15 protein-coding genes are annotated in these 19,193 nt (G+C 71.3%); 9 read left to right on the top strand and 6 right to left on the bottom strand.

The annotated features are described in order from the left end of the window. Nucleotides 1-186: 186 nt before the first annotated feature. Nucleotides 187-1,689 carry a tRNA (N6-isopentenyl adenosine(37)-C2)-methylthiotransferase MiaB gene (gene miaB / locus ACH34R_RS36735; protein ID WP_397566192.1) on the bottom strand — a complete coding sequence of 501 codons (1,503 nt, stop codon included), beginning with the start codon at nt 1,687-1,689 and terminating at the stop codon, nt 187-189. A gap of 173 nt (nt 1,690-1,862) precedes the next feature. Here miaB and ACH34R_RS36730 point away from each other — a divergent pair, with 173 nt between their 5' ends. The 5 genes from ACH34R_RS36730 to ACH34R_RS36710 all read left to right on the top strand — a co-directional run bounded on the left by ACH34R_RS36730 (nt 1,863) and on the right by ACH34R_RS36710 (nt 7,317). Further along, nucleotides 1,863-2,618: an amino acid ABC transporter ATP-binding protein gene (locus ACH34R_RS36730; protein WP_397566191.1), complete on the top strand. Its 756-nt coding sequence runs from the start codon at nt 1,863-1,865 to the stop codon at nt 2,616-2,618. Between the two features lie 99 nt (nt 2,619-2,717). Further along, nucleotides 2,718-3,611, top strand: coding sequence for a glutamate ABC transporter substrate-binding protein (locus ACH34R_RS36725; protein ID WP_397566190.1), 894 nt, complete (start codon nt 2,718-2,720; stop codon nt 3,609-3,611). A 97-nt stretch (nt 3,612-3,708) separates the two neighbouring features. Then, the gene (locus tag ACH34R_RS36720) at nt 3,709-4,377 is read left to right on the top strand and encodes an amino acid ABC transporter permease (RefSeq protein ID WP_397566189.1); all 669 of its coding nucleotides are present in this window, start codon (nt 3,709-3,711) and stop codon (nt 4,375-4,377) included. After that, a complete protein-coding gene (locus ACH34R_RS36715) occupies nt 4,374-5,261 on the top strand; it encodes an amino acid ABC transporter permease (protein ID WP_397566188.1) in 888 nt (295 codons plus the stop codon). Before ACH34R_RS36720 ends, ACH34R_RS36715 begins: the two co-directional genes overlap by 4 nt. A gap of 136 nt (nt 5,262-5,397) precedes the next feature. After that, a complete protein-coding gene (locus tag ACH34R_RS36710; protein ID WP_397566187.1) occupies nt 5,398-7,317 on the top strand; it encodes a prolyl oligopeptidase family serine peptidase in 1,920 nt (639 codons plus the stop codon). A gap of 5 nt (nt 7,318-7,322) precedes the next feature. Here the strand turns inward: ACH34R_RS36710 and rny are convergent, their stop codons facing one another. Beyond that, a complete protein-coding gene (gene rny, locus ACH34R_RS36705; RefSeq protein WP_397566186.1) occupies nt 7,323-8,942 on the bottom strand; it encodes a ribonuclease Y in 1,620 nt (539 codons plus the stop codon). 406 nt (nt 8,943-9,348) lie between these two features. On the opposite strand from rny, the gene ACH34R_RS36700 reads away from it, so the two are divergent. Beyond that, on the top strand, nt 9,349-9,909 hold the full coding sequence (locus ACH34R_RS36700) for a GNAT family N-acetyltransferase (protein ID WP_397566185.1): 561 nt from the start codon (nt 9,349-9,351) through the stop codon (nt 9,907-9,909). 320 nt (nt 9,910-10,229) lie between these two features. Here the strand turns inward: ACH34R_RS36700 and recX are convergent, their stop codons facing one another. After that, nucleotides 10,230-10,892: a recombination regulator RecX gene (recX, locus tag ACH34R_RS36695; protein ID WP_397566223.1), complete on the bottom strand. Its 663-nt coding sequence runs from the start codon at nt 10,890-10,892 to the stop codon at nt 10,230-10,232. An 811-nt stretch (nt 10,893-11,703) separates the two neighbouring features. Next, a complete protein-coding gene (gene recA, locus ACH34R_RS36690) occupies nt 11,704-12,819 on the bottom strand; it encodes a recombinase RecA (RefSeq protein WP_397566184.1) in 1,116 nt (371 codons plus the stop codon). A 245-nt stretch (nt 12,820-13,064) separates the two neighbouring features. Here recA and ACH34R_RS36685 point away from each other — a divergent pair, with 245 nt between their 5' ends. Continuing rightward, complete coding sequence (locus ACH34R_RS36685; RefSeq protein ID WP_111171074.1) at nt 13,065-13,334, top strand: hypothetical protein; 270 nt, start codon at nt 13,065-13,067, stop codon at nt 13,332-13,334. 14 nt (nt 13,335-13,348) lie between these two features. On the opposite strand, the gene ACH34R_RS36680 is transcribed toward ACH34R_RS36685, so the two are convergent. After that, on the bottom strand, nt 13,349-13,543 hold the full coding sequence (locus ACH34R_RS36680; RefSeq protein WP_111171073.1) for a DUF3046 domain-containing protein: 195 nt from the start codon (nt 13,541-13,543) through the stop codon (nt 13,349-13,351). A 91-nt stretch (nt 13,544-13,634) separates the two neighbouring features. On the opposite strand from ACH34R_RS36680, the gene ACH34R_RS36675 reads away from it, so the two are divergent. Further along, the gene (locus ACH34R_RS36675; RefSeq protein WP_397566183.1) at nt 13,635-13,904 is read left to right on the top strand and encodes a hypothetical protein; all 270 of its coding nucleotides are present in this window, start codon (nt 13,635-13,637) and stop codon (nt 13,902-13,904) included. Between the two features lie 6 nt (nt 13,905-13,910). On the opposite strand, the gene ACH34R_RS36670 is transcribed toward ACH34R_RS36675, so the two are convergent. Continuing rightward, a complete protein-coding gene (locus ACH34R_RS36670) occupies nt 13,911-14,399 on the bottom strand; it encodes a VOC family protein (RefSeq protein WP_397566182.1) in 489 nt (162 codons plus the stop codon). A 129-nt stretch (nt 14,400-14,528) separates the two neighbouring features. Between ACH34R_RS36670 and ACH34R_RS36665 the strand changes: the two genes are divergently transcribed. Continuing rightward, entirely contained in the window at nt 14,529-19,151 is a 4,623-nt protein-coding gene (locus ACH34R_RS36665) for an ATP-dependent helicase (RefSeq protein WP_397566181.1), read from the top strand. The last annotated feature ends 42 nt before the right edge of the window (nt 19,152-19,193 follow it).

The following is a 19,193-nucleotide window of genomic DNA, read 5'->3' as shown; positions in this document are numbered from 1 at the left end:
GCCCCGGCCCCCCAACCACAGCCCCAACCACAGCCCCAGCCACAACCCCGGCCACAGCCCGCGCCGCGCCCCTCGGTCACCTGGCGCGGCCCCAACCCGTGCGCGACCTTCGACGACTTCCGCCGGCCGTACTGCGACCAGTTCCTCGACCGGCTCCGCAGGCGCTGAGCGGCCGGGCCCGGCGGCTCAGGAACAGCCGGTGGGCTGGACGGCGGTGGCGGCGGGGCGGCCGATGGCAGGCATGCCCAGCATGACGCCGGGACTGGACGCCGGACCGGCCTGGCGGCCGGCCCACGCGTCGCCCGCGCGGGTGCGGCGCAGCGACAGCGGCGGGCCGTCGGCGACCAGGTGGTGCGGGGCCGCGTAGGTGATCTCGACACGGACCATGTCGCCCGGCCGCGGCTGCTCCTGCCCCGGCGCGAAGTGGACGAGCCGGTTGTCCGGGGCGCGGCCGGACAGGCGGCGGGTCGCGTCGTCCTTGCGCCCCTCGCCCTCGGCCACCAGAACCTCGACCACCTTGCCGACCTGCCCGCGGTTCTCCTCCCAGGAGATCTCCTCCTGAAGCGCCACCAGCCGCTCGTAGCGCTCCTGGACGACCTCCTTCGGCACCTGGCCGTCCATGGTGGCCGCGGGCGTGCCGGCGCGGATGGAGTACTGGAAGGTGTAGGCGTGCGCGAAGCGCGAGGCGCGGACCACCTCGAGGGTCTGCTGGAAGTCGGCCTCGGTCTCACCGGGGAAGCCGACGATGATGTCGGTGGAGATGGCCGCGTCCGGCATGGCCGCGCGGACCTTCTCGATGATGCCGAGGTAGCGCTCGGCGCGGTAGGAGCGGCGCATCGCCCGCAGCACGGTGTCGGACCCGGACTGCAGCGGCATGTGCAACTGGTGCATCACGTTGGGCGTCTCGGCCATGGCGGCGATCACGTCGTCGGTGAACGCTGCCGGGTGCGGCGAGGTGAACCGCACGCGTTCCAGGCCGTCGATCTCGCCGCAGGCGCGCAGCAGCTTGCCGAACGCCAGCCGGTCGCCGAACTCGACGCCGTAGGTGTTGACGTTCTGGCCGAGCAGCGTCACCTCCAGCACGCCCTGCTCGACGAGCGTGCGGACCTCGCCGAGGACGTCGCCGGGGCGGCGGTCCTTCTCCTTGCCGCGCAGCGACGGCACGATGCAGAAGGTGCAGGTGTTGTTGCAGCCGACCGAGATCGCCACCCACGCGGCGTAGGCGGACTCGCGCTTGGTCGGCAGCGTGCTGGGGAAGACCTCCAGCGACTCCTTGATCTCGACCTGCGCCTCGCGCGCGATCCTGGCGCGTTCGAGCAGGACCGGCAGCGACCCGATGTTGTGGGTGCCGAACACCACGTCCACCCACGGCGCCTTGCGGACGATCTCCCCTTGGTCCTTCTGCGCCAGGCAGCCGCCGACCGCGATCTGCATGCGCGGGTTGCGGGTCTTGGCCGGGCGCAGGTGCCCGAGGTTGCCGTAGAGGCGGTTGTCGGCGTTCTCGCGCACCGCGCAGGTGTTGAACACGACCACGTCGGCGGCCTGGCCGTCGTCCGCCCGCACGTAGCCCGCGTCCTCCAGCAGCCCGGCGAGCCGCTCGGAGTCGTGTACGTTCATCTGGCACCCGTAGGTCCGGACCTCGTAGGTGCGGCCATCGCCGGCGCGGGCGCTCTCCTCGGTGACATTCATCTCGATGACAAGAGTAAGCGTCATCCGGACGGGAGCGGGCATCACTCACGTACGGGACGGGCCCCTGCCCCTGTGACCTGGGGCACCAACGGAGTGTTCGTCAACCCGCCGTGATCGGATCGGTACCCGGCGGTTAGTGACGGGTGCCCTTCACCTGCATAACGTTGACCACCATGACGGAGAACGGGGACGCGACTCCACTCGTCAGCCTGGTCGGGGTCAACAAACACTTCGGCGCGCTGCATGTGTTGAAGAACATCGACCTGACCGTGGACCGCGGCGAGGTGCTGGTCGTCATCGGGCCCTCCGGCGGGGGCAAATCGACGCTGTGCAGAACGATCAACCGCCTGGAGACGATCGACGAGGGCCAGATCATCTTCGACGGGACACCGTTGCCCGAGGAGGGCAGGGCGCTGGCCCGGCTGCGGTCCGAGGTCGGCATGGTGTTCCAATCGTTCAACCTCTTCGCCCACAAGACGATCCTGGAGAACGTCACACTGGGGCCGATGAAGGTCCGCAAGAAGGCGCGCAAGGAGGCGTCCACGCGCGCGATGGAGCTGCTCGACCGGGTGGGCATCGCCAACCAGGCGGACAAGTACCCGGCGCAGCTCTCCGGCGGGCAGCAGCAGCGGGTGGCCATCGCCCGTGCGCTGGCCATGGACCCGAAGCTGATCCTGTTCGACGAGCCCACCTCGGCGCTGGACCCGGAGATGGTCCAGGAGGTGCTCGACGTCATGATCGGCCTGGCCAGGGACGGCATGACCATGGTCGTGGTCACCCACGAGATGGGATTCGCCCGCAGGGCCGCCAACCGGGTCGTGTTCATGGCCGACGGCCAGATCGTCGAACAGAACACCCCCGACGAGTTCTTCACCAACGCCAGGACCGACCGGGCCAGGGACTTCCTGTCGAAGATCCTCACCCACTGAACCACCGACCTCGCGCGAACGCGACTCTCACCCCCCTAGGCTCCCCACCTTTAGGCTCCAACCTTTAGGCCCCATCCTTTAGGAAGAAGAGGTACGTAAATGCGGGTAGGACGTTTCGGCGCGGCGCTCGCCGCAGCGGGCGCGCTGACGCTGGGCCTGGCGGCGTGCGGCGGCGGCAGTGGAGGCGGCGGCGACGCCGGCGGCAAGACCGATCGGGCCACCTCGGTCGTCGACAAGGTGAAGAACACCAAGCGGATCGTGGTCGGCACCAAATGGGACCAGCCGGGCCTGGGCTTGAACACCGGCGGCGGCGAGCCGCAGGGCTTCGACGTGGACGTGGCGAAGTACGTCGTGAAGGAGATCTCGGGCGACCCGAACGTCCAGATCGAATGGAAGGAGTCCGCCTCCTCCAACCGTGAGCCGTTCCTCGCCAACGGCACCGTCGACATCATCTTCGCCACCTACTCGATCACCGAGGAGCGCAAGGCCAAGGTGACGTTCGGCGGGCCGTACATCGTGGCCCACCAGGACACCATGGTCCGCGGCGACGCCTCGGAGATCGCCAAGGCGACCGACCTCGCGGGCAAGCGGATCTGCCAGGCCGCGGGCTCCAACTCCTACAAGCGGATCACCGACCCGCCGCCGGACGGCAAGCTCGACCTGGACGCCAAGCTGGTCGGCGCGAGCAACTACTCCGAGTGCGTCTCCAAGCTGAGCGGCAACAACCTGGACGCGGTGACCACCGACGACCTGATCCTGGCCGGGTTCGCCGCGCAGGGCGGAAACTACAAGATCCTCGGCGACCCGTTCACGGACGAGAAGTACGGCGTCGGCCTGAAGAAGGGCGACACCAAGACCTGCGAGGCGGTCAACAAGGCGATCACCAAGATGTACAGCGACGGGACCGCCAAGCAGATCTTCGACAAGTGGTTCGGCAAGGCGAAGGGGCTCACCGCGCCCACGGCCGCGCCGCAGTTCGAGACCTGCGCGTAGGGTTCGCCGCGACTCTTCGCACTTCTCTCACGTACGCGGCGGCCGGTGACCGGCGCGAGCCGGCACCTGCCGCCGCCGCACCCGTGGCTGGAGCACGATGGATGAACTGATCGAATACGCGCCGGACCTGCTGGCCGGTTTCGCGGAGAACCTGAAGCTGTCGGCGGTGTGCGGTGTGCTGTCGCTGATCTTCGGCACGATCCTGGTCGGCATACGGGTCTCCCCCACTCCGGTACTCCGGGCGGCGGGCACGACTTATGTCAACATCGCGCGTAACACACCGCTGACCCTGGTCCTGGCCTTCTCCTCGCTCGGGCTCAGCGATCAGATCGGGCTCATCTTCTCCGATGAGCCGAGCACGAACGGGTTCTGGCTGGTGGTGCTGGGCCTCACCGCCTACACCTCCACCTTCGTCTGTGAGGCGCTGCGCGCGGGCATCAACACCGTGCCGTTCGGGCAGGCGGAGGCGGCCCGGGCGATCGGGCTGACGTTCCTGCAGTCGCTCACCCTGATCATCCTGCCGCAGGCGTTCCGGGCCGTCATCGCGCCGCTCGGCAACGTGATGATCGCGATGATCAAGAACACCACGGTCGCCATCGCCGCGGGCTACCTGGCCGACGTGGCGTTCGTGATGAAGGACACCTTCGACACCACCGGCGTGTCGATCCCCATCTTCCTCGGCATCGTGGTGGCCTTCATGGTGGTGGTGCTGCCGATCGGATTCCTGACCGGCTGGCTGGCCAAGCGACTGGCGGTGGCCCGATGAACGGCGGCGCGTCCCTCCTCTTCGACGCCCCCGGGCCGCGGGCGCGGCTGCGCAACCACCTGCTGACCGCGGTGGCGCTGGTGGCGCTGCTGGCGATCGCGTGGTTCGTCTACAGCAAGTTCGACGAGAAGGGGCAGTGGCGGGCGGAGATCTGGGAGCCCTTCCTCCGGCCCACGACCTGGACCAACTTCATCGTTCCCGGCCTGATCGGCACGCTCAAGGCGGCTGCGCTGGGGGCGGTGTTCGCGCTGTTCTTCGGCGCGATCTTCGGTCTTGCCCGGTTGTCCGACCACCGCTGGGTCCGGATCCCGGCCGGGGTGGTCGTGGAGGTCTTCCGGGCGATTCCGCTGCTGTTGCTGATCTTCTTCGTCTTCTACCTGCTGCCCTCGGTGCTCGGCGGCGGTGACTACACGCTGATCGCGGTGGTCGCGGGGCTGACCCTCTACAACGGGTCGGTGCTGGCGGAGATCATCAGGGCCGGCGTGCTCGCGGTTCCGCGCGGGCAGTCGGAGGCGGCGTACGCGATCGGGCTGCGCAAGACCGGCGTGCTGTGGCGCATCCTGCTGCCGCAGGCCGTCACCGCGATGATGCCGGCCATCGTCAGCCAGTTGGTGGTGCTGCTGAAGGACACCGCGCTCGGCTACATCATCGCCTATGTGGACCTGCTGAACTTCGGCTTCAAGATCATTCCGCCGAACTTCCCCGGGTCGCTGATCCCCGCGGCGATCGTCATCGGGATCATCTACATCGGCCTGAACATGCTGCTCAGCGCGCTGGCCACCTGGCTGGAGCGGCGCAGCAGGCGCAGCCGTAAGAGTGCGGCACGGCCGATCGGGCTGTCCGCGGTGCCCGGCCCGGCCGGGGCCGGCATGGGACAGCTCTGAGGGTCCCTTGAGGCGGTCGCCGGAGTTTCGCGGCGACCGCCTCGCCATTTACCTGAACGCCTGAGCAAGTGGCGTACTCACGTAAAGGGAGGGCCAAAGGGAGACGGACGGCCGCCTTTTCCGGCAGGATGCGGCTATGTCCCCCGAGCGACCGCCGACCCGGACCACCACCGTGCCCTACACCGCCTGGCCCTCACCGATCTCCACCTCCGACGTCGCCCGAGCCGGTCTCAGCCTCGGATTCCCCAGTGTGCTGGGCGATGAGGTGTGGTGGAGCGAAGACCGTCCGGCGGAGGGCGGGCGCACCACGATCATGCACCGCGCCGCCGACGGCACCCGCCGCGAGCTGCTGTCCGCGCCGTGGAGCGCCAGGTCCCGGGTGCACGAGTACGGCGGGCGGTCGTACGCGGTCGCGCCCGATGGTCCGCTGGTCTTCGCCAACCACGCCGACCAGCGGCTCTACCTGATGACCGGAGACGCGGCGCCGGTGGCCCTCACCCCTGATCCGGAGCGGCACGCCGGGCTGCGGTACGCCGACCTGCACATTCGCGACGGGCGGGTGTGGGCGGTGCGTGAGCGCCACCACGACGACGGCAAGGTGGACCGGGCGATCGTGTCGATCCCCCTTGACGACCCCGGCATCGGTCATGCCGGGGCAGACCCCACCGAGCACGTCACCGGCAGCGACTTCTACGCCTTCCCCACTATCTCCCCTGATGGCGCACATCTCGCCTACATCTGCTGGAACCACCCGCGGATGCCGTGGCAGGGCACCGAGTTGCGGGTCACGCGCCTCGCCGACGGCCACTCCTGGACGGTCAAAGGCGGTCAGAGCGAGTCGGTGCTCGCCCCGCAGTGGCGCGATGACCGGCACCTCTACCTGGTCTCCGACTGGTCGGGCTGGTGGAATCTCTACCAGATCGGCATTTACGGCACTTCGTCGCAGGCGCTTCATCCGGCCGAGGAGGAGTTCGCCGGGGCGTTGTGGCGGCTGGGCTACGCGCCGTACGCCGTGCTCGGCGACGGGCGGCTCGCGGTGCTGCACGGCCGCGGCGACCTCCGGCCGGCCATCCTCGACCCGGACACGGGCACGCTCACCGACCTTGACGTGCCCTACGACGGCTGGGCGCCCTCGCTCGCGGCCGACGGCATGACGCTCACCGGCATCGCGTACGGCGCGGCGGTGCCCGGTTCGGTGGTGCGGATCGACGCGGTGACCGGCCGGGTCGAAGGGCTGCGCCGCGACGTGGAGGAGCTTCCCGACATCGCCTACCTGCCGGAGGCGCGGGCCGTGGAGTTCGAGAGCCGCTTCGGGCGGCGCGTGCACGCGATCGTCTACCCGCCGGCCAATCCGGTCGCCCAGGGCGAGGGCCTGCCGCCGTACGTCGTGGTGGTGCACGGCGGCCCCACCGCGCACGCGGTCCGCGCGCTCGACCTCGAACGCGCGTTCTTCACCAGCCGCGGGATCGGGATCATCGACGTCAACTACGGCGGGTCCAGCGGCTATGGCCGCGCCTACCGGGAGCGGCTGCGCGGCCAGTGGGGCGTCATCGACGTTGAGGACACCATCGCCGCCGCCGAGTGGCTGGTCGCCGAGGGCCTGGCGGACGAGACGCGGATCGCCGTGCGCGGCGGCAGCGCCGGCGGCTGGACCGCACTCGCGGCCTGCTGCGCCTCCCGGGCCTTCGCCGGCGGTGTGTCCTACTACGGCGTGAGCGCCCTCGCGCCGCTCAACGCGACCACGCACGACTTCGAGTCACGTTACGTCGAATGGCTGGTCGGCGCCGAAGACCCGGTGCTGTACGCCTCCCGCGAGCCGCTCGCCCGCGCGGGCGACGTGCGCTGCCCGATGCTGCTGCTCCAGGGGCTCGACGACCCGGTGGTGCCGCCCGCGCAGTCCGAGGCGTTCGCGGCGGCGCTGGCCGAGCACGGCGTGCCGTGCACGTACCTCACCTTCGAGGGCGAGTCGCACGGCTTTCGCCGGGCCGAGACGCGCAGCGCCGCGCTGGCCGCCGAACTGGCCTTCTACCAGCAGATCTTCTGGGCGGGCCGGTGAACTGATCAGCGCGCGAACTCCGTCGAGCGCGACTCTCGCACGACGGTGATGCGGATCTGCCCCGGGTAGGTCAGCTCTTCCTCGATCTGCTTGGCGACGTCACGGGCGATCACCTGGGTCTGGATGTCGTCCACGGTGTCGGGCTTGACCATGACGCGGATCTCGCGGCCGGCCTGCATGGCGAACACCTTCTCCACCCCGTCGAAGGACTGGGCGATCTGCTCCAGGCGCTCCAGCCGTTTGACGTACGCCTCCAGCGACTCGCGCCGCGCGCCCGGGCGGCTGCCGCTGATCGCGTCGGCGGCCTGGGTGAGCACGGCCTCCACGGTGCGCACCTCGACCTCGTTGTGATGGGCCTCGATCGCGTGGACGACGTCCTCGTGCTCGCCGTACCTGCGGGCGATCTCGGCGCCGATCAGCGCGTGGCTGCCCTCGACCTCGTGGGTGAGGGCCTTGCCGATGTCGTGCAGCACCGTGCAGCGCTTGAGCAGCTTGGGGTCCATGCCCAGCTCCACGGCCATGATCCCGGCGATGTGCGCGGACTCGACGAGGTGCTTGAGCACGTTCTGGCCATAGGAGGTGCGGTAGCGGAGCTGGCCGAGCAGCGTGATCAGTTCGGGGTGCATGTCGGTGATGCCCAGCTCCACCAGGGCGTCCTCACCGGCGCGGACGCAGAGGTCCTGGACCTCGGATCGGCTGCGCTCGTGCGCCTCCTCGATGCGCTGGGGGTGGATCCGCCCGTCGAGCACCAGCTTTTCCAGCGTCAGCCGCGCGGTCTCCCGGCGAACCGGGTCGAAGCAGGAGAGCAGTACCGCCTCCGGGGTGTCGTCGATGATCAGGTTGACCCCCGTCGTCGACTCGAACGCCCGGATGTTGCGCCCTTCGCGGCCGATGATGCGGCCCTTCATCTCATCGCCCGGCAGGTGCAGGACGGAGACCACCGACTCGGCGGTCTGCTCGGTCGCGACCCGCTGCACGGCCAGCGTCACGATCTTGCAGGCGCGCTTTTCCGCCTCCTTGCGGGCGTCGCTCTCGATCTCTCTGATCAACAGCACGGCCTCGCGCTTGGCCTGGTTCTCGATCTCCTTGACCAGCTCGTTCTTGGCCTGCTCGGCGGTGAGGCCGGAGACCCGCTCCAAGATCGCCCGCCGTTCCTCCTCGATCTGCAGGAGATCCTCGCGCCGGTCGGCCAGCTCGGTCTCGGTCTCGGCGAGTTTCCTGCCCCGCTCCGCCTGCCGACGCGCCTCCTCGTCCAGCCGCTGCTCGCGTTCGGCCAGCCGGTTCTCCCGCCGCTCCAGGTCGGCCCGGAACTCCTTCAGCTCCGACTTGAGGACCCGGGTCTCCTCCTCGACCTCCTGGCGCAGCTTGATCGCGCTCTTCTCGGCGGCCTCGGAGCGGCTGACGATCTCACTCGCCTCGGCCTCCGCACGGGTACGGATCTCGCCGGCCTCGTGTCTGGCCCGCTCCAGCTCCGCCTGGACCTCGGCCACTTCCTCCGGCCCGGGCCCGGTCGCGCGGGGGCCGATGGCTCCGGTACGGCGCGCGAGTACGACCAGCGCGGCGATCGCCACCACGGCGAAGACGAGCACCGCCACCGTCAGGGCGACCACCACAGCAGTCTCCATGCGCGCCCCCAGCCTCCTCGCGTAGCGATCTTCTAGCCCGCGAAGGTCACACCCACGGCACGGAAGCACCAACCGCTGGCGCCGCCAGGACAGATATCAACCCGCGTCAGGTAAGGCACCGACCGTCACCGATCGACACCGTACCTGCCTCACCATCGAGCCCGTTCGTCCGTCGTACACCGTTATGGCAATCCGCACAGCGCGGAGTGACTCCTCACTGTCGTCGAGATTAAGCGTCGAAGAGGTAACGGGCAAGCAAAGGCCACCTGTCAAGCTAGTTCCCGCTCATACGACGCCGTCCCACAACATCCCCCAAATCACCACATTCAACCCTGACACCGCACGGAATAGTGGATGTGCGGAGGGGACTGCACGTATTGGGCATGGAGCAGAGGAGTGATCGATCATGGCCGGCCTGGTGGTCAGACGGCACAGCCGAAACGACGCCCGCGCCGTCCGTGCCGTCGTCTCACTCATCCACCGCGGCGCGTGCGTCAGAGAGATCGCGGGGGGCGACCCGTCCGCGGGGGACGCGGAGTTCATCGGGCACTTCGATCGGTACGTCGCCAACCAGGGGTTCGAGCTCGTCGTGGCGTACGAGGACGGCGAGCCGGTGGGACAGGCGTGGGGCTGGCCGCTGGACGAACGCTCGGGGGCCACCTGGTGGAAGGGCCTGGTGTGCCCGCCGGAGCCGGGGTTCGCCCGCGAGGACGGGCACCGGACCTTCGCGCTCTCGGCGCTCATGGTGCGCCGCGCCTGGACCCGCCGCGGCATCGCCCGCGCCCTCCACGACGAACTCCTGCTGAGCCGCCCGGAAACCCGGGCGACCCTCCTCGTCCGCCCGGGCAACATCGCGGCCTGCTCCGCCTACGCCAAGTGGGGCTGGACCCGCCGCGCCACCCTCCGCCCCGACGCCCTCTCCGCCCCCACCATGGACGTCCTCACCCTGGACCTCACACCCCCGTGACCTCTCCCGGCGGACGAACGGATGCCACGACGAACCCCGAGCGTCCCAAGGTCCGCGCGGGCCGGACGGAGGCACCCACCGCAAACCGGAAGACCAGTTCCTTCTGGGCAGGTGCGCCTGCCGCGACGTGCGGAAATCTCAACCGCCAAGACCCGCGCGGGCCGCGTCCAGACGCCCTCCTCGGACGGGCCTCACCCTGGGGACCGCCAGGAGGACGAGCAAGCCACCTCAAGGGGCGCCCTCGACGGTGTCCAGGCAAGGGTCCGTGGCGCCGGCCACCTTGTCCGGAGCCGGTGGGGTGCGGCGGGTCCGCGGTGGGGTCAGTCGAGTTCTTCGGGGAGGTCTGTGGAGTCGAGGCCGTCGGCTTCGAGGGCCTCGCGGATGATGCGGAAGGCCAGGCCGGAGGAGTATCCCTTGCGGGCCAGCATGCCGGCGAGGCGGCGGGTGCGGACCGGGCCCGGGAGACCACGGGTGGACGGGAGCTTGCGGGCCACGAGGCGGCGGGCGGTCTCGGCCTCCTCTTCGGGGTCGAGGCGATCGACCGCGTCGCGAACGGTGTCGTCATCGACGCCGCGCCGCCGCAGCTCGGCCGCCAAGGCCCGCCGGGCCAGCCCGCGACCTGCGTGGCGGGAGGTGACCCAGGCGTCGGCGAACGCCTTGTCGTCGATCAAACCCACTTCGGAGAAGCGGGCGAGGACTGCGTCGGCCGCCGCCTGCGGGACCTCGCGCCGGCGCAGCGCGTCGGCGAGCTGTGCCCGAGTACGTGGCGCCATGGTCAGCAGCCGCAGGCAGATCGACCGCGCCACCGCCTCCGGGTCGGCATCCGGGCCCTCACTGGCCGGCGACCCCGGCACCGGCCCTTCCTGATCGGCCCCCGGCCCACCACCGGCCGAGGATCGGGACATCGCCCCCCGCCCGCCGCGCCGCCGTCTCGCCGAACCGCCATCGGACCGCCGCCCCGCCCGCGAACCACCGCGCCCCAAGCCCTCCTCGCCCACCGGCGACTCCTCGAATGAGGAGGCATCGCCGAGTTCGCGGCGACCACGACGCTGCGGGGTAGAGCCGACGTCGTCAGCAGACGGTGAAAGATCTGGACGGGCGTTCCAGTCCAAAGGCCCATCAGCAGCCGCCCGCCGTCCAGACACCAGCCCCTCCGAATCAGCCCCCGCCCCCTCAGAGGACACCTACAACCACCCCCTACGCACCACGCCCCCGCCACCTACCGGCCACGCATCACCGAAGCTTCGGCCCTGCGAGCCAGAACCATCGGCCGACCGGGAAAGGCCGCGACGAGCGTTCCAGCCCAAAGACCCACCAACAGCCCACCGCCCCAACGAAACCCAGGGCACCAGCCCCTCCGAATCACCAGCCGCCCCGGACACCTGCCGCCACCCGGTACACGAACCACCACCAACGCCCGCCCGCCGACCACGCGAGGCTTCGGCCCAGCGGGCCAGAGCCAGAATCATCAGCCGACCGGGAAAGGCCGAAGCGGACATTCCACCTCAAAAGCCCGCCAACAGCCCCCAACCCGGTACGCACACCCTCGCCGTCCACCGGCCACGCGTCGTCGAGGCTTCGGTCCTGCGCACCAGAGCCATCGGCCGACCGGGAAAGGCCGGGGCGAGCGTTCCAGCCCAAGGGCCCGTCGACAGCCCGGCGCCCTGACGAAAACGCCGGGTGCGTCTGTCCGACCCCTCAGCGGCCGGTGGCGTGGAGGGGGCGGGGTGGGCGTTTTGGGTCGGTGGTCTGGGGGTGGGGCACCGGGGTCGTTCGGGGCATTGGGTGGGTCGATCAGACGTCTCCGGGCTTGGGGGTCGTGGTCTTGCTGCTACGGGGGGCGGCGGCGCGGGGCGGGGTGGTGGCCGGGGGTGTGGGAGGAGCGGCGGGGGCAGGCTCTGCCGGGGCGTCGAGGCGCGGGCCCACGCCCAGCTTCTCCTTGATCTTCTTTTCGATCTCGTTGGCGATGTCGGGGTGCCCCTTGAGGAAGTTTCGCGCGTTCTCCTTGCCCTGGCCGAGCTGGTCGCCCTCGTAGGTGTACCAGGCGCCGGACTTGCGGACGAAGCCGTGCTCCACGCCCATGTCGATGAGGCCGCCCTCGCGGGAGATGCCCACGCCGTAGAGGATGTCGAAGTCGGCCTGGCGGAAGGGCGGGGCCATCTTGTTCTTGACGACCTTGACGCGGGTGCGGTTGCCGACCGGCTCGGTGCCGTCCTTGAGCGTCTCGATGCGCCGGACGTCGAGCCGGACCGAGGCGTAGAACTTCAGCGCCTTGCCACCGGTCGTGGTCTCGGGCGAGCCGAACATGACGCCGATCTTCTCGCGGAGCTGGTTGATGAAGATCGCGGTCGTGCCCGTGTTGTTCAGCGCGCCGGCGACCTTCCTGAGCGCCTGGGACATCAGGCGGGCCTGGAGGCCGACGTGGCTGTCGCCCATCTCGCCCTCGATCTCGGCCTTCGGCACCAGGGCCGCGACCGAGTCGATGACGATGAGGTCGACGGCGCCGGAGCGGATCAGCATGTCGGCGATCTCCAGCGCCTGCTCGCCCGTGTCGGGCTGGGAGACCAGCAGCGCGTCGGTGTCGACCCCGAGCTTGCGTGCGTATTCGGGGTCGAGGGCGTGCTCGGCGTCGATGAACGCCGCGATGCCCCCCGCCCGCTGCGCGTTGGCCACCGCGTGCAGGGCGACGGTCGTCTTACCGCTGGACTCGGGACCATAGACCTCTACGATCCGGCCGCGCGGGAATCCGCCGATGCCCAAGGCGACGTCGAGCGCGATGGAACCGGTCGGAATCACCTCGACCGGGGGACGCGTGTCGTCGCCGAGGCGCATGACCGAGCCCTTGCCGAACTGGCGCTCGATCTGGGCGAGCGCCGTCTCAAGGGCCTTCTCGCGGTCATTGGGTGCCATGGATGCCCCCTGGAAGGGTGTCGTGGTGTGTCGTTATCGTCGCGTGAAAGCTACGCGCTGCCACCGACATTTTCCGGCACTCGGCCGTAGTCGGTCGCTCCAATATAGCCGAACGGCTGTTCGATCGCCCGCGAACACGCGCCCCACACCCATCCTCCAAGCGACATTCCCGGGCATTCCGGTCGACCTGTTGTCACTGTGCTGACCTGGAGTGATCCTGGAGGGAGACGACTGCGAGGTGCCCCGTGACAAGCACGTTCGCCGAGCAACGCCGCGCCTACCTTGACGAGCTTTCCGCCCGCCTGCCCGAACGCGGGCTGATCGGCAGAATGCTCGGGGGCTCCGACCCCATGTTGTGGATCTGGCATCCCACCACGGGCAAGCAGACCATCGTGTTCGCCACGCCGTCCAAGAACGGCTGGCTGTTCCTGTGGTCCCCCGGCGGCCAGGAAGGGGCCGACCTCCCCGAGCAGGCCGCCGACATGGTCAAGGAGCTGCTGGCGGAGGACCGCTGAACGGCCGGCGAAGGTCAGCGGAGCTTGGCGTCGACGTCGGTCACCTTGCAGACCGCCCGCCACACGGTCTTCGCGGCCACGCCCTCGGCCAGCGCCTGGGTGACCGTCCGCCCGCCCAGCTCGGCGATGACGTAGTCACGTGCCCACGACTCGGCGTACGCCTCGCCGAAGTGCCGGCGCATGCGGTCCCAGAAGTCGGATAGACGCATCACCCCAGTATGGGGCAAGCAACGGGCGGCACGTCCCTTTGGGCCCTCGGCCCGCGCTTGAGGTACGGCGGCGCTTGGGTAGAACCCCGCCATGGCGAAGCTCCCCCTTATCGGCGTCGTCGCCGGCGTGCTCGCCGCGACCGTCCTGGCGCTCACCCCCGCTCAGAAGACCGCCCGCCGCGCCCGCCGCCGTGCGCTGCTCTCACAGGTCCGCGCCGCCGTCCAGCAGGAGAAGGCGGCGCGCTCCGAGCGGCGCGGCGCCACCGCCGAGCCGTTCACCCGCGCCCGCCCGCGCCGGCCCAAGGGCAACCCGCCGCCGATGCGGCGGATGAGGGGCACGGCGGCCGGGCCGCATGTGTAGAAGCGGTCAGAGCACGCGGGAGCCGTACATCTCGCCGAGAGGGTCGGCGAGGAGTTCGAGGCGCGCGTTGTCGGGGTCGCGGAAGTAGATCGACGCGCCGCTCTCGATGTCGTGCGGCACGCCGGCCGCTTCGAGCCTGCCGCGCAGCCGTTCCCAGGTGGCGGGGTTCACGGAGATGGCGATGTGGTGCAGCCCGCCCAGCACCTCGCGGTAGGGGCCGAGGTCGAGCCCGGGGAAGTCGAAGAAGGCGAGCAGGTTGCCGTTGCCGATGTCGAAGAAGAAGTGACTGGACCCCTTGTAGTCGCGGTTCTCCACGATCTCGGTGAGCGGGAACTCCAGCAGGTCCTGATAGAAGGCGATGGTGCGCTCCACGTCGGAGGACAGGAGCGCGACATGGTGAAGGCCGCGCGCGCTGCTCGGCGGGCGGTGGTCGCGCACGTGCGAGGATCTGATCCGGGCCCTGGCCGCTTCGATCGCCGCGTGGTCGATGCTCATATCCGTCCTCTATCTCCGCCGCCATCCCCCCTCAATCCCCCACGAAGGCGACATTCTGCTGATCAGAGCCGGTGGACCGGCGGCAGGCCGCCCGGCGGAATTGTCGGTGGCACGTTGCATCATGGGGCCATGACCGGTTCGTCGCTCGTCCATTTCACCGACCTGACCAGGCAGTGGTTCGCCGCCGCGTTCGCCGCGCCCACCGCCGCGCAGGAAGGGGCGTGGGCGTCGATCGCCCGGGGTGACAACACCTTGGTGGTGGCCCCCACCGGTTCGGGCAAGACGCTGGCGGCGTTCCTGTGGTCCATCGACCGGCTCGCCGCCGAGCGGGCGGGCGACCCGCCGCAAGACGGCGGGCGCGGGTGCCGGGTGGTCTACGTCTCGCCGCTGAAGGCACTGGCGGTCGATGTCGAGCGCAACCTGCGCGCGCCGCTGACCGGCCTGCGGCAGACCGCCGTGCGCCTGGGCGTGCCCGCCCCGCAGATCTCGGTCGCGGTCCGGTCCGGCGACACGCCCGCCGACGACCGCCGCAGGTTCGCCGCCAAGCCGTCCGACATCCTGATCACCACCCCCGAGTCGCTGTTCCTGCTGCTCACTAGCCAGGCCAGGAGCGCGCTCGCCGACGTGGAGACGGTCATCGTCGACGAGGTCCACGCGGTCGCCGCGACCAAGCGCGGGGCCCATCTGGCGCTGAGCCTGGAGCGGCTCGACGCGCTGCTGCCCCGCCCCGCGCAGCGGATCGGCCTTTCCGCGACGGTCCGGCCGGTCGGGGAGGTGGCGGCGTTCCTGGGCGGGGCGCGCCCGGCCACGGTGGTTCAGCCGCCGTCCGACAAGGTGATCGACGTCGATGTGGTCGTCCCCATCGAGGACATGACGCAGCTCGACGCCCCGGCGCGCGGCGGGGCGACGACCGGTGAGGAGCCCGAGTCGTGGGCGCCGGAGCCCGACTCGGCCAAGCGCTCCATCTGGCCGCACGTCGAGGAGCGGCTGCTCGACGTGATCGAGGCCAACCGCTCGACGATCGTCTTCGCCAACTCCCGGCGGCTGGCCGAGCGGCTGTGCACCCGGCTCAACGAGCTGGCCCACGCGCGGGCCGGCGGCGTGCAGGCCGCCGGGCAGCCGGTCCCCGCCGAGATGATGGCCCAGGCGGGGGCGAGCAAAGGGGCGATCCCGGAGGTCGTGCGGGCGCACCACGGGTCGGTGTCCAAACAGGAGCGGGCGCAGATCGAGGAGGCGCTGAAGTCCGGGCGGCTGCCCGCCGTGGTGGCCACCTCCAGTCTGGAGCTGGGCATCGACATGGGCTCGGTCGACATGGTGGCGTGCGTCGCGGCCCCGCCGAGCGTGGCGAGCGGCCTGCAGCGCATCGGCAGGGCCGGGCACCAGGTGGGCGCGGTGTCCCGTGGGGTGATCTTCCCCAAGTACCGCGGTGACCTGGTGCAGACCGCGGTGGTCGCCGAGCGGATGAAGGCGGGCGCCATCGAGGAGCTGCGCTATCCGCGCAACCCGCTCGACGTCCTGGCCCAGCAGATCGTGGCGATGACCGCGATGGACGACTGGACGGTCGATGACCTGGATGCGGTGCTGCGGCGGGCCGCCCCCTACGCCACGCTGCCGCGCAGCGCGCTGGAGGCGACCCTCGACATGCTGGCCGGGCGCTATCCCAGCGAGGAGTTCGCCGAACTGCGCCCGCGCATCGTGTGGGACCGCGTGACCGGCACGCTGCGCGGCCGGCCCGGGGCCCAGCGGCTGGCGGTCACCAGCGGCGGCACGATCCCCGACCGCGGCCTGTTCGGGGTGTTCCTGGTCGGGGAGAAGTCGTCCAGGGTGGGCGAGCTGGACGAGGAGATGGTCTACGAGTCGCGGGTCGGCGACGTGTTCGTGCTGGGCGCCACCTCCTGGCGGATCGAGGACATCACGACCGACCGGGTGCTGGTCTCCCCCGCCCCCGGGCAGCCGGGCAAGCTGCCGTTCTGGCACGGCGATACGGCGGGCCGGCCCGCCGAGCTGGGCCGGGCGATCGGCGAGTTCCTGCGCGGCATGGCCGAGGGCGGCGGCGAGGAGCGGGTCAGGGCGGCCGGGCTCGACGACCACGCGACCGCCAACCTGCTGGCCTACCTCGACGAGCAGCGGGAAGCCACCGGCTACGTGCCCGATGACCGCACGCTGCTGGTCGAGCGGTTCCACGACGAGCTGGGCGACTGGCGGGTGGTGGTCCACTCGCCGTACGGCGCGCGGGTGCACGCCCCCTGGGCCCTGGCGATCGGGCGGCGGCTGCGCGAGCGCTACGGCACCGACGTGCAGGCCGTCCACTCCGACGACGGCATCGTGCTGCGCGTGCCCGACACCTTCGACGGCGCGCCCTCCGACGTGGCGGCCTTCGACCCGGAGGAGATCGAGCAGATCGTGGTCGAGGAGCTGGGCGGGTCGGCGATGTTCGCCTCCCGATTCCGGGAGTGCGCGGGGCGGTCGCTGCTGCTGCCCCGGCGCAGTCCGGGCAGGCGTACACCGCTGTGGCAGCAGCGGCAGCGGGCCGCGCACCTGCTCGGCGTGGCCGGTTCCTACGGCTCGTTCCCCGTGGTGCTGGAGACGATGCGCGAGTGCCTGCAAGACGTCTTCGACGTACCCGGCCTGGTGCGGCTGATGCGCGACGTCGCCGCCAGGAGGGTGCGCGTGGTGGAGGTGGAGACCTCCCAGGCGTCGCCGTTCGCGGCGTCGCTGATGTTCGACTTCGTCGGCGCGTTCATGTACGAGGGCGATGCCCCCCTGGCCGAGCGCCGCGCGCAGGCCCTCGCGCTGGACACCCGGCTGCTCGCCGAGTTGCTCGGCCAGGCCGACCTGCGGGAGCTGCTCGACCCCGACGTGATCGCCGACACCGAGCGCGAGCTGGCCCGCCTCGACCGGCCGCTGCGCGACGCCGAAGACCTCGCCGACCTGCTCCGCTCGCACGGGCCGCTGCTGGCCGACGACGTGCTGGTGCGGGAAGGCGATCCGGGCTGGCTGACGGGCCTGGAGCGCGAGCGCCGGGCGATCCGCGTGCGGGTGGCGGGGGTGGAGCAGTGGGCGGCCATCGAAGACGCCGGCCGGTTGCGCGACGCGCTGGGCGCGCCGCTGCCGGTGGGGCTCCCGGTCGCCTTCCTTGAGCCGGTGGCCGACCCGCTGGGCGACCTGGTGGCGCGGCACGCCCGCACCCGGGGGCCGTTCCCCGCGAGCACGGCGGCGGCCCGGTTCGGGCTGGGCGTCGCCGTGGTGAGCGACGCGCTGACCCGGCTGTCGGCGAGCGGCCGGGTGGTGGGCGGCGAGTTCCGGCCCGGCGGGCGGGGCGAGGAGTGGTGCGACGCGGGCGTGCTGCGGCTGCTGCGCCGCAGGTCGCTCGCGCGGCTGCGCAGGGAGGTCGAGCCGGTCGCGCCGGAGACCTTCGCGGCTTTCGCTCCGGTGTGGCATGGGATCGCCGGTTCGGCGGTCGCCGACCGGTCCGAGCGATCCGACGGTGCGGCGTACACCCGGCGGCCCGGCGGCGGGCAGGGGCCGGGCCGGGCGATGGACGCGCTGGTCAACGCGATCGAGCAGTTGCAGGGGGCCGCCGTGCCCGCGTCGGCGCTGGAGACGCTGGTGCTGCCGTCCCGCGTGCCCGGCTACTCCCCCGCGCTGCTGGACGAGCTGACCGCGTCCGGCGAGGTGATCTGGGCCGGGCAGGGCACGCTGCCGGGCGGCGACGGCTGGGTGTCGCTCTACTTCGCCGACACGGCCCCGCTGCTGCTGCCCGAGCCGGCCGAGATCACCCGCACGCCGGTGCACGAGCAGATCCTCGCGGTGCTGGGCGGCGGCGGGGCGGTGTTCTTCCGTGAGCTGGCCAATCAGGTGTTCAGCAGGGCGCTGCCCGACGGCGCCGAGGCGGTGCCCGATGACGCGGCCCTGTCCAGAGCGCTGTGGGACCTCGTGTGGTCCGGTCAGGTGACCGGCGACACGCTGGCCCCGCTGCGGGCGACGCTCGGCACCGGGCGGCCCGCCCATCGCCCGGCCGGCGGGCGCAGGCGGCGAGCGGTGCTGCCGACCCGCAGCGGGCCGCCGACGGTCGGCGGCCGGTGGTGGGCGCTGCCCGCCCCCTCACAAGACGGCACGCAGCGCGCCCACGCACAGGCCGAGGTGCTGCTCGAACGGCACGGCGTGGTCACCAGGGGCGCGGTCGCGGGCGAGCGGTCGCCCGGCGGCTATTCGGCCGTCTACCGGGTGCTCCGGGCGTTCGAGGAAGGTGGCCGGTGCCGGCGGGGCTACTTCGTGGAGGGGCTCGGCGGAGCCCAGTTCGCGCTGCCCGGCGCGGTCGACCGGATGCGCGCGATGGCCCCGCCCGCGGGCGGCTCCGGCCGCTCGGCGGGCGAGACGGGCGCGCGCCGGGCGGTGGTGCTGGCCGCCGCCGACCCGGCCAACCCGTACGGCGCGGCGCTGCCCTGGCCGGCCCATCCCGGGGAGGTCACCCACAAGCCGGGGCGCAAGGCCGGGGCGCTGGTGGTGATGGTCGAGGGGCACCTGGTGCTGTACGTCGAGCGTGGCGGCAAGACGCTGCTGTCGTTCGCGGGCGACGACCGGGTGCAGCCGGCGGTGGACGCACTGGCCCTCGCCGTACGCGACGGGGCGCTCGGCAAGCTCACGGTCGAGCGCGCGGACGGCGCCTCGATCAACGACTCCCCACTGGCCGCCGCCCTGGAGGCGGCCGGCTTCCACCCCACCCCACGCGGCCTGCGCCTGCGCGCCTGACCCCGGACAGGGTCGACGCCCCAGGGCCGGTATGTGGCCCCG

Origin of the sequence: Spongiactinospora sp. 9N601, assembly GCF_044326295.1 — a bacterium.
In the GTDB taxonomy this organism is placed as follows: domain Bacteria; phylum Actinomycetota; class Actinomycetes; order Streptosporangiales; family Streptosporangiaceae; genus Spongiactinospora; species Spongiactinospora gelatinilytica.
This window is presented reverse-complemented; position numbering and strand designations above follow the sequence as displayed.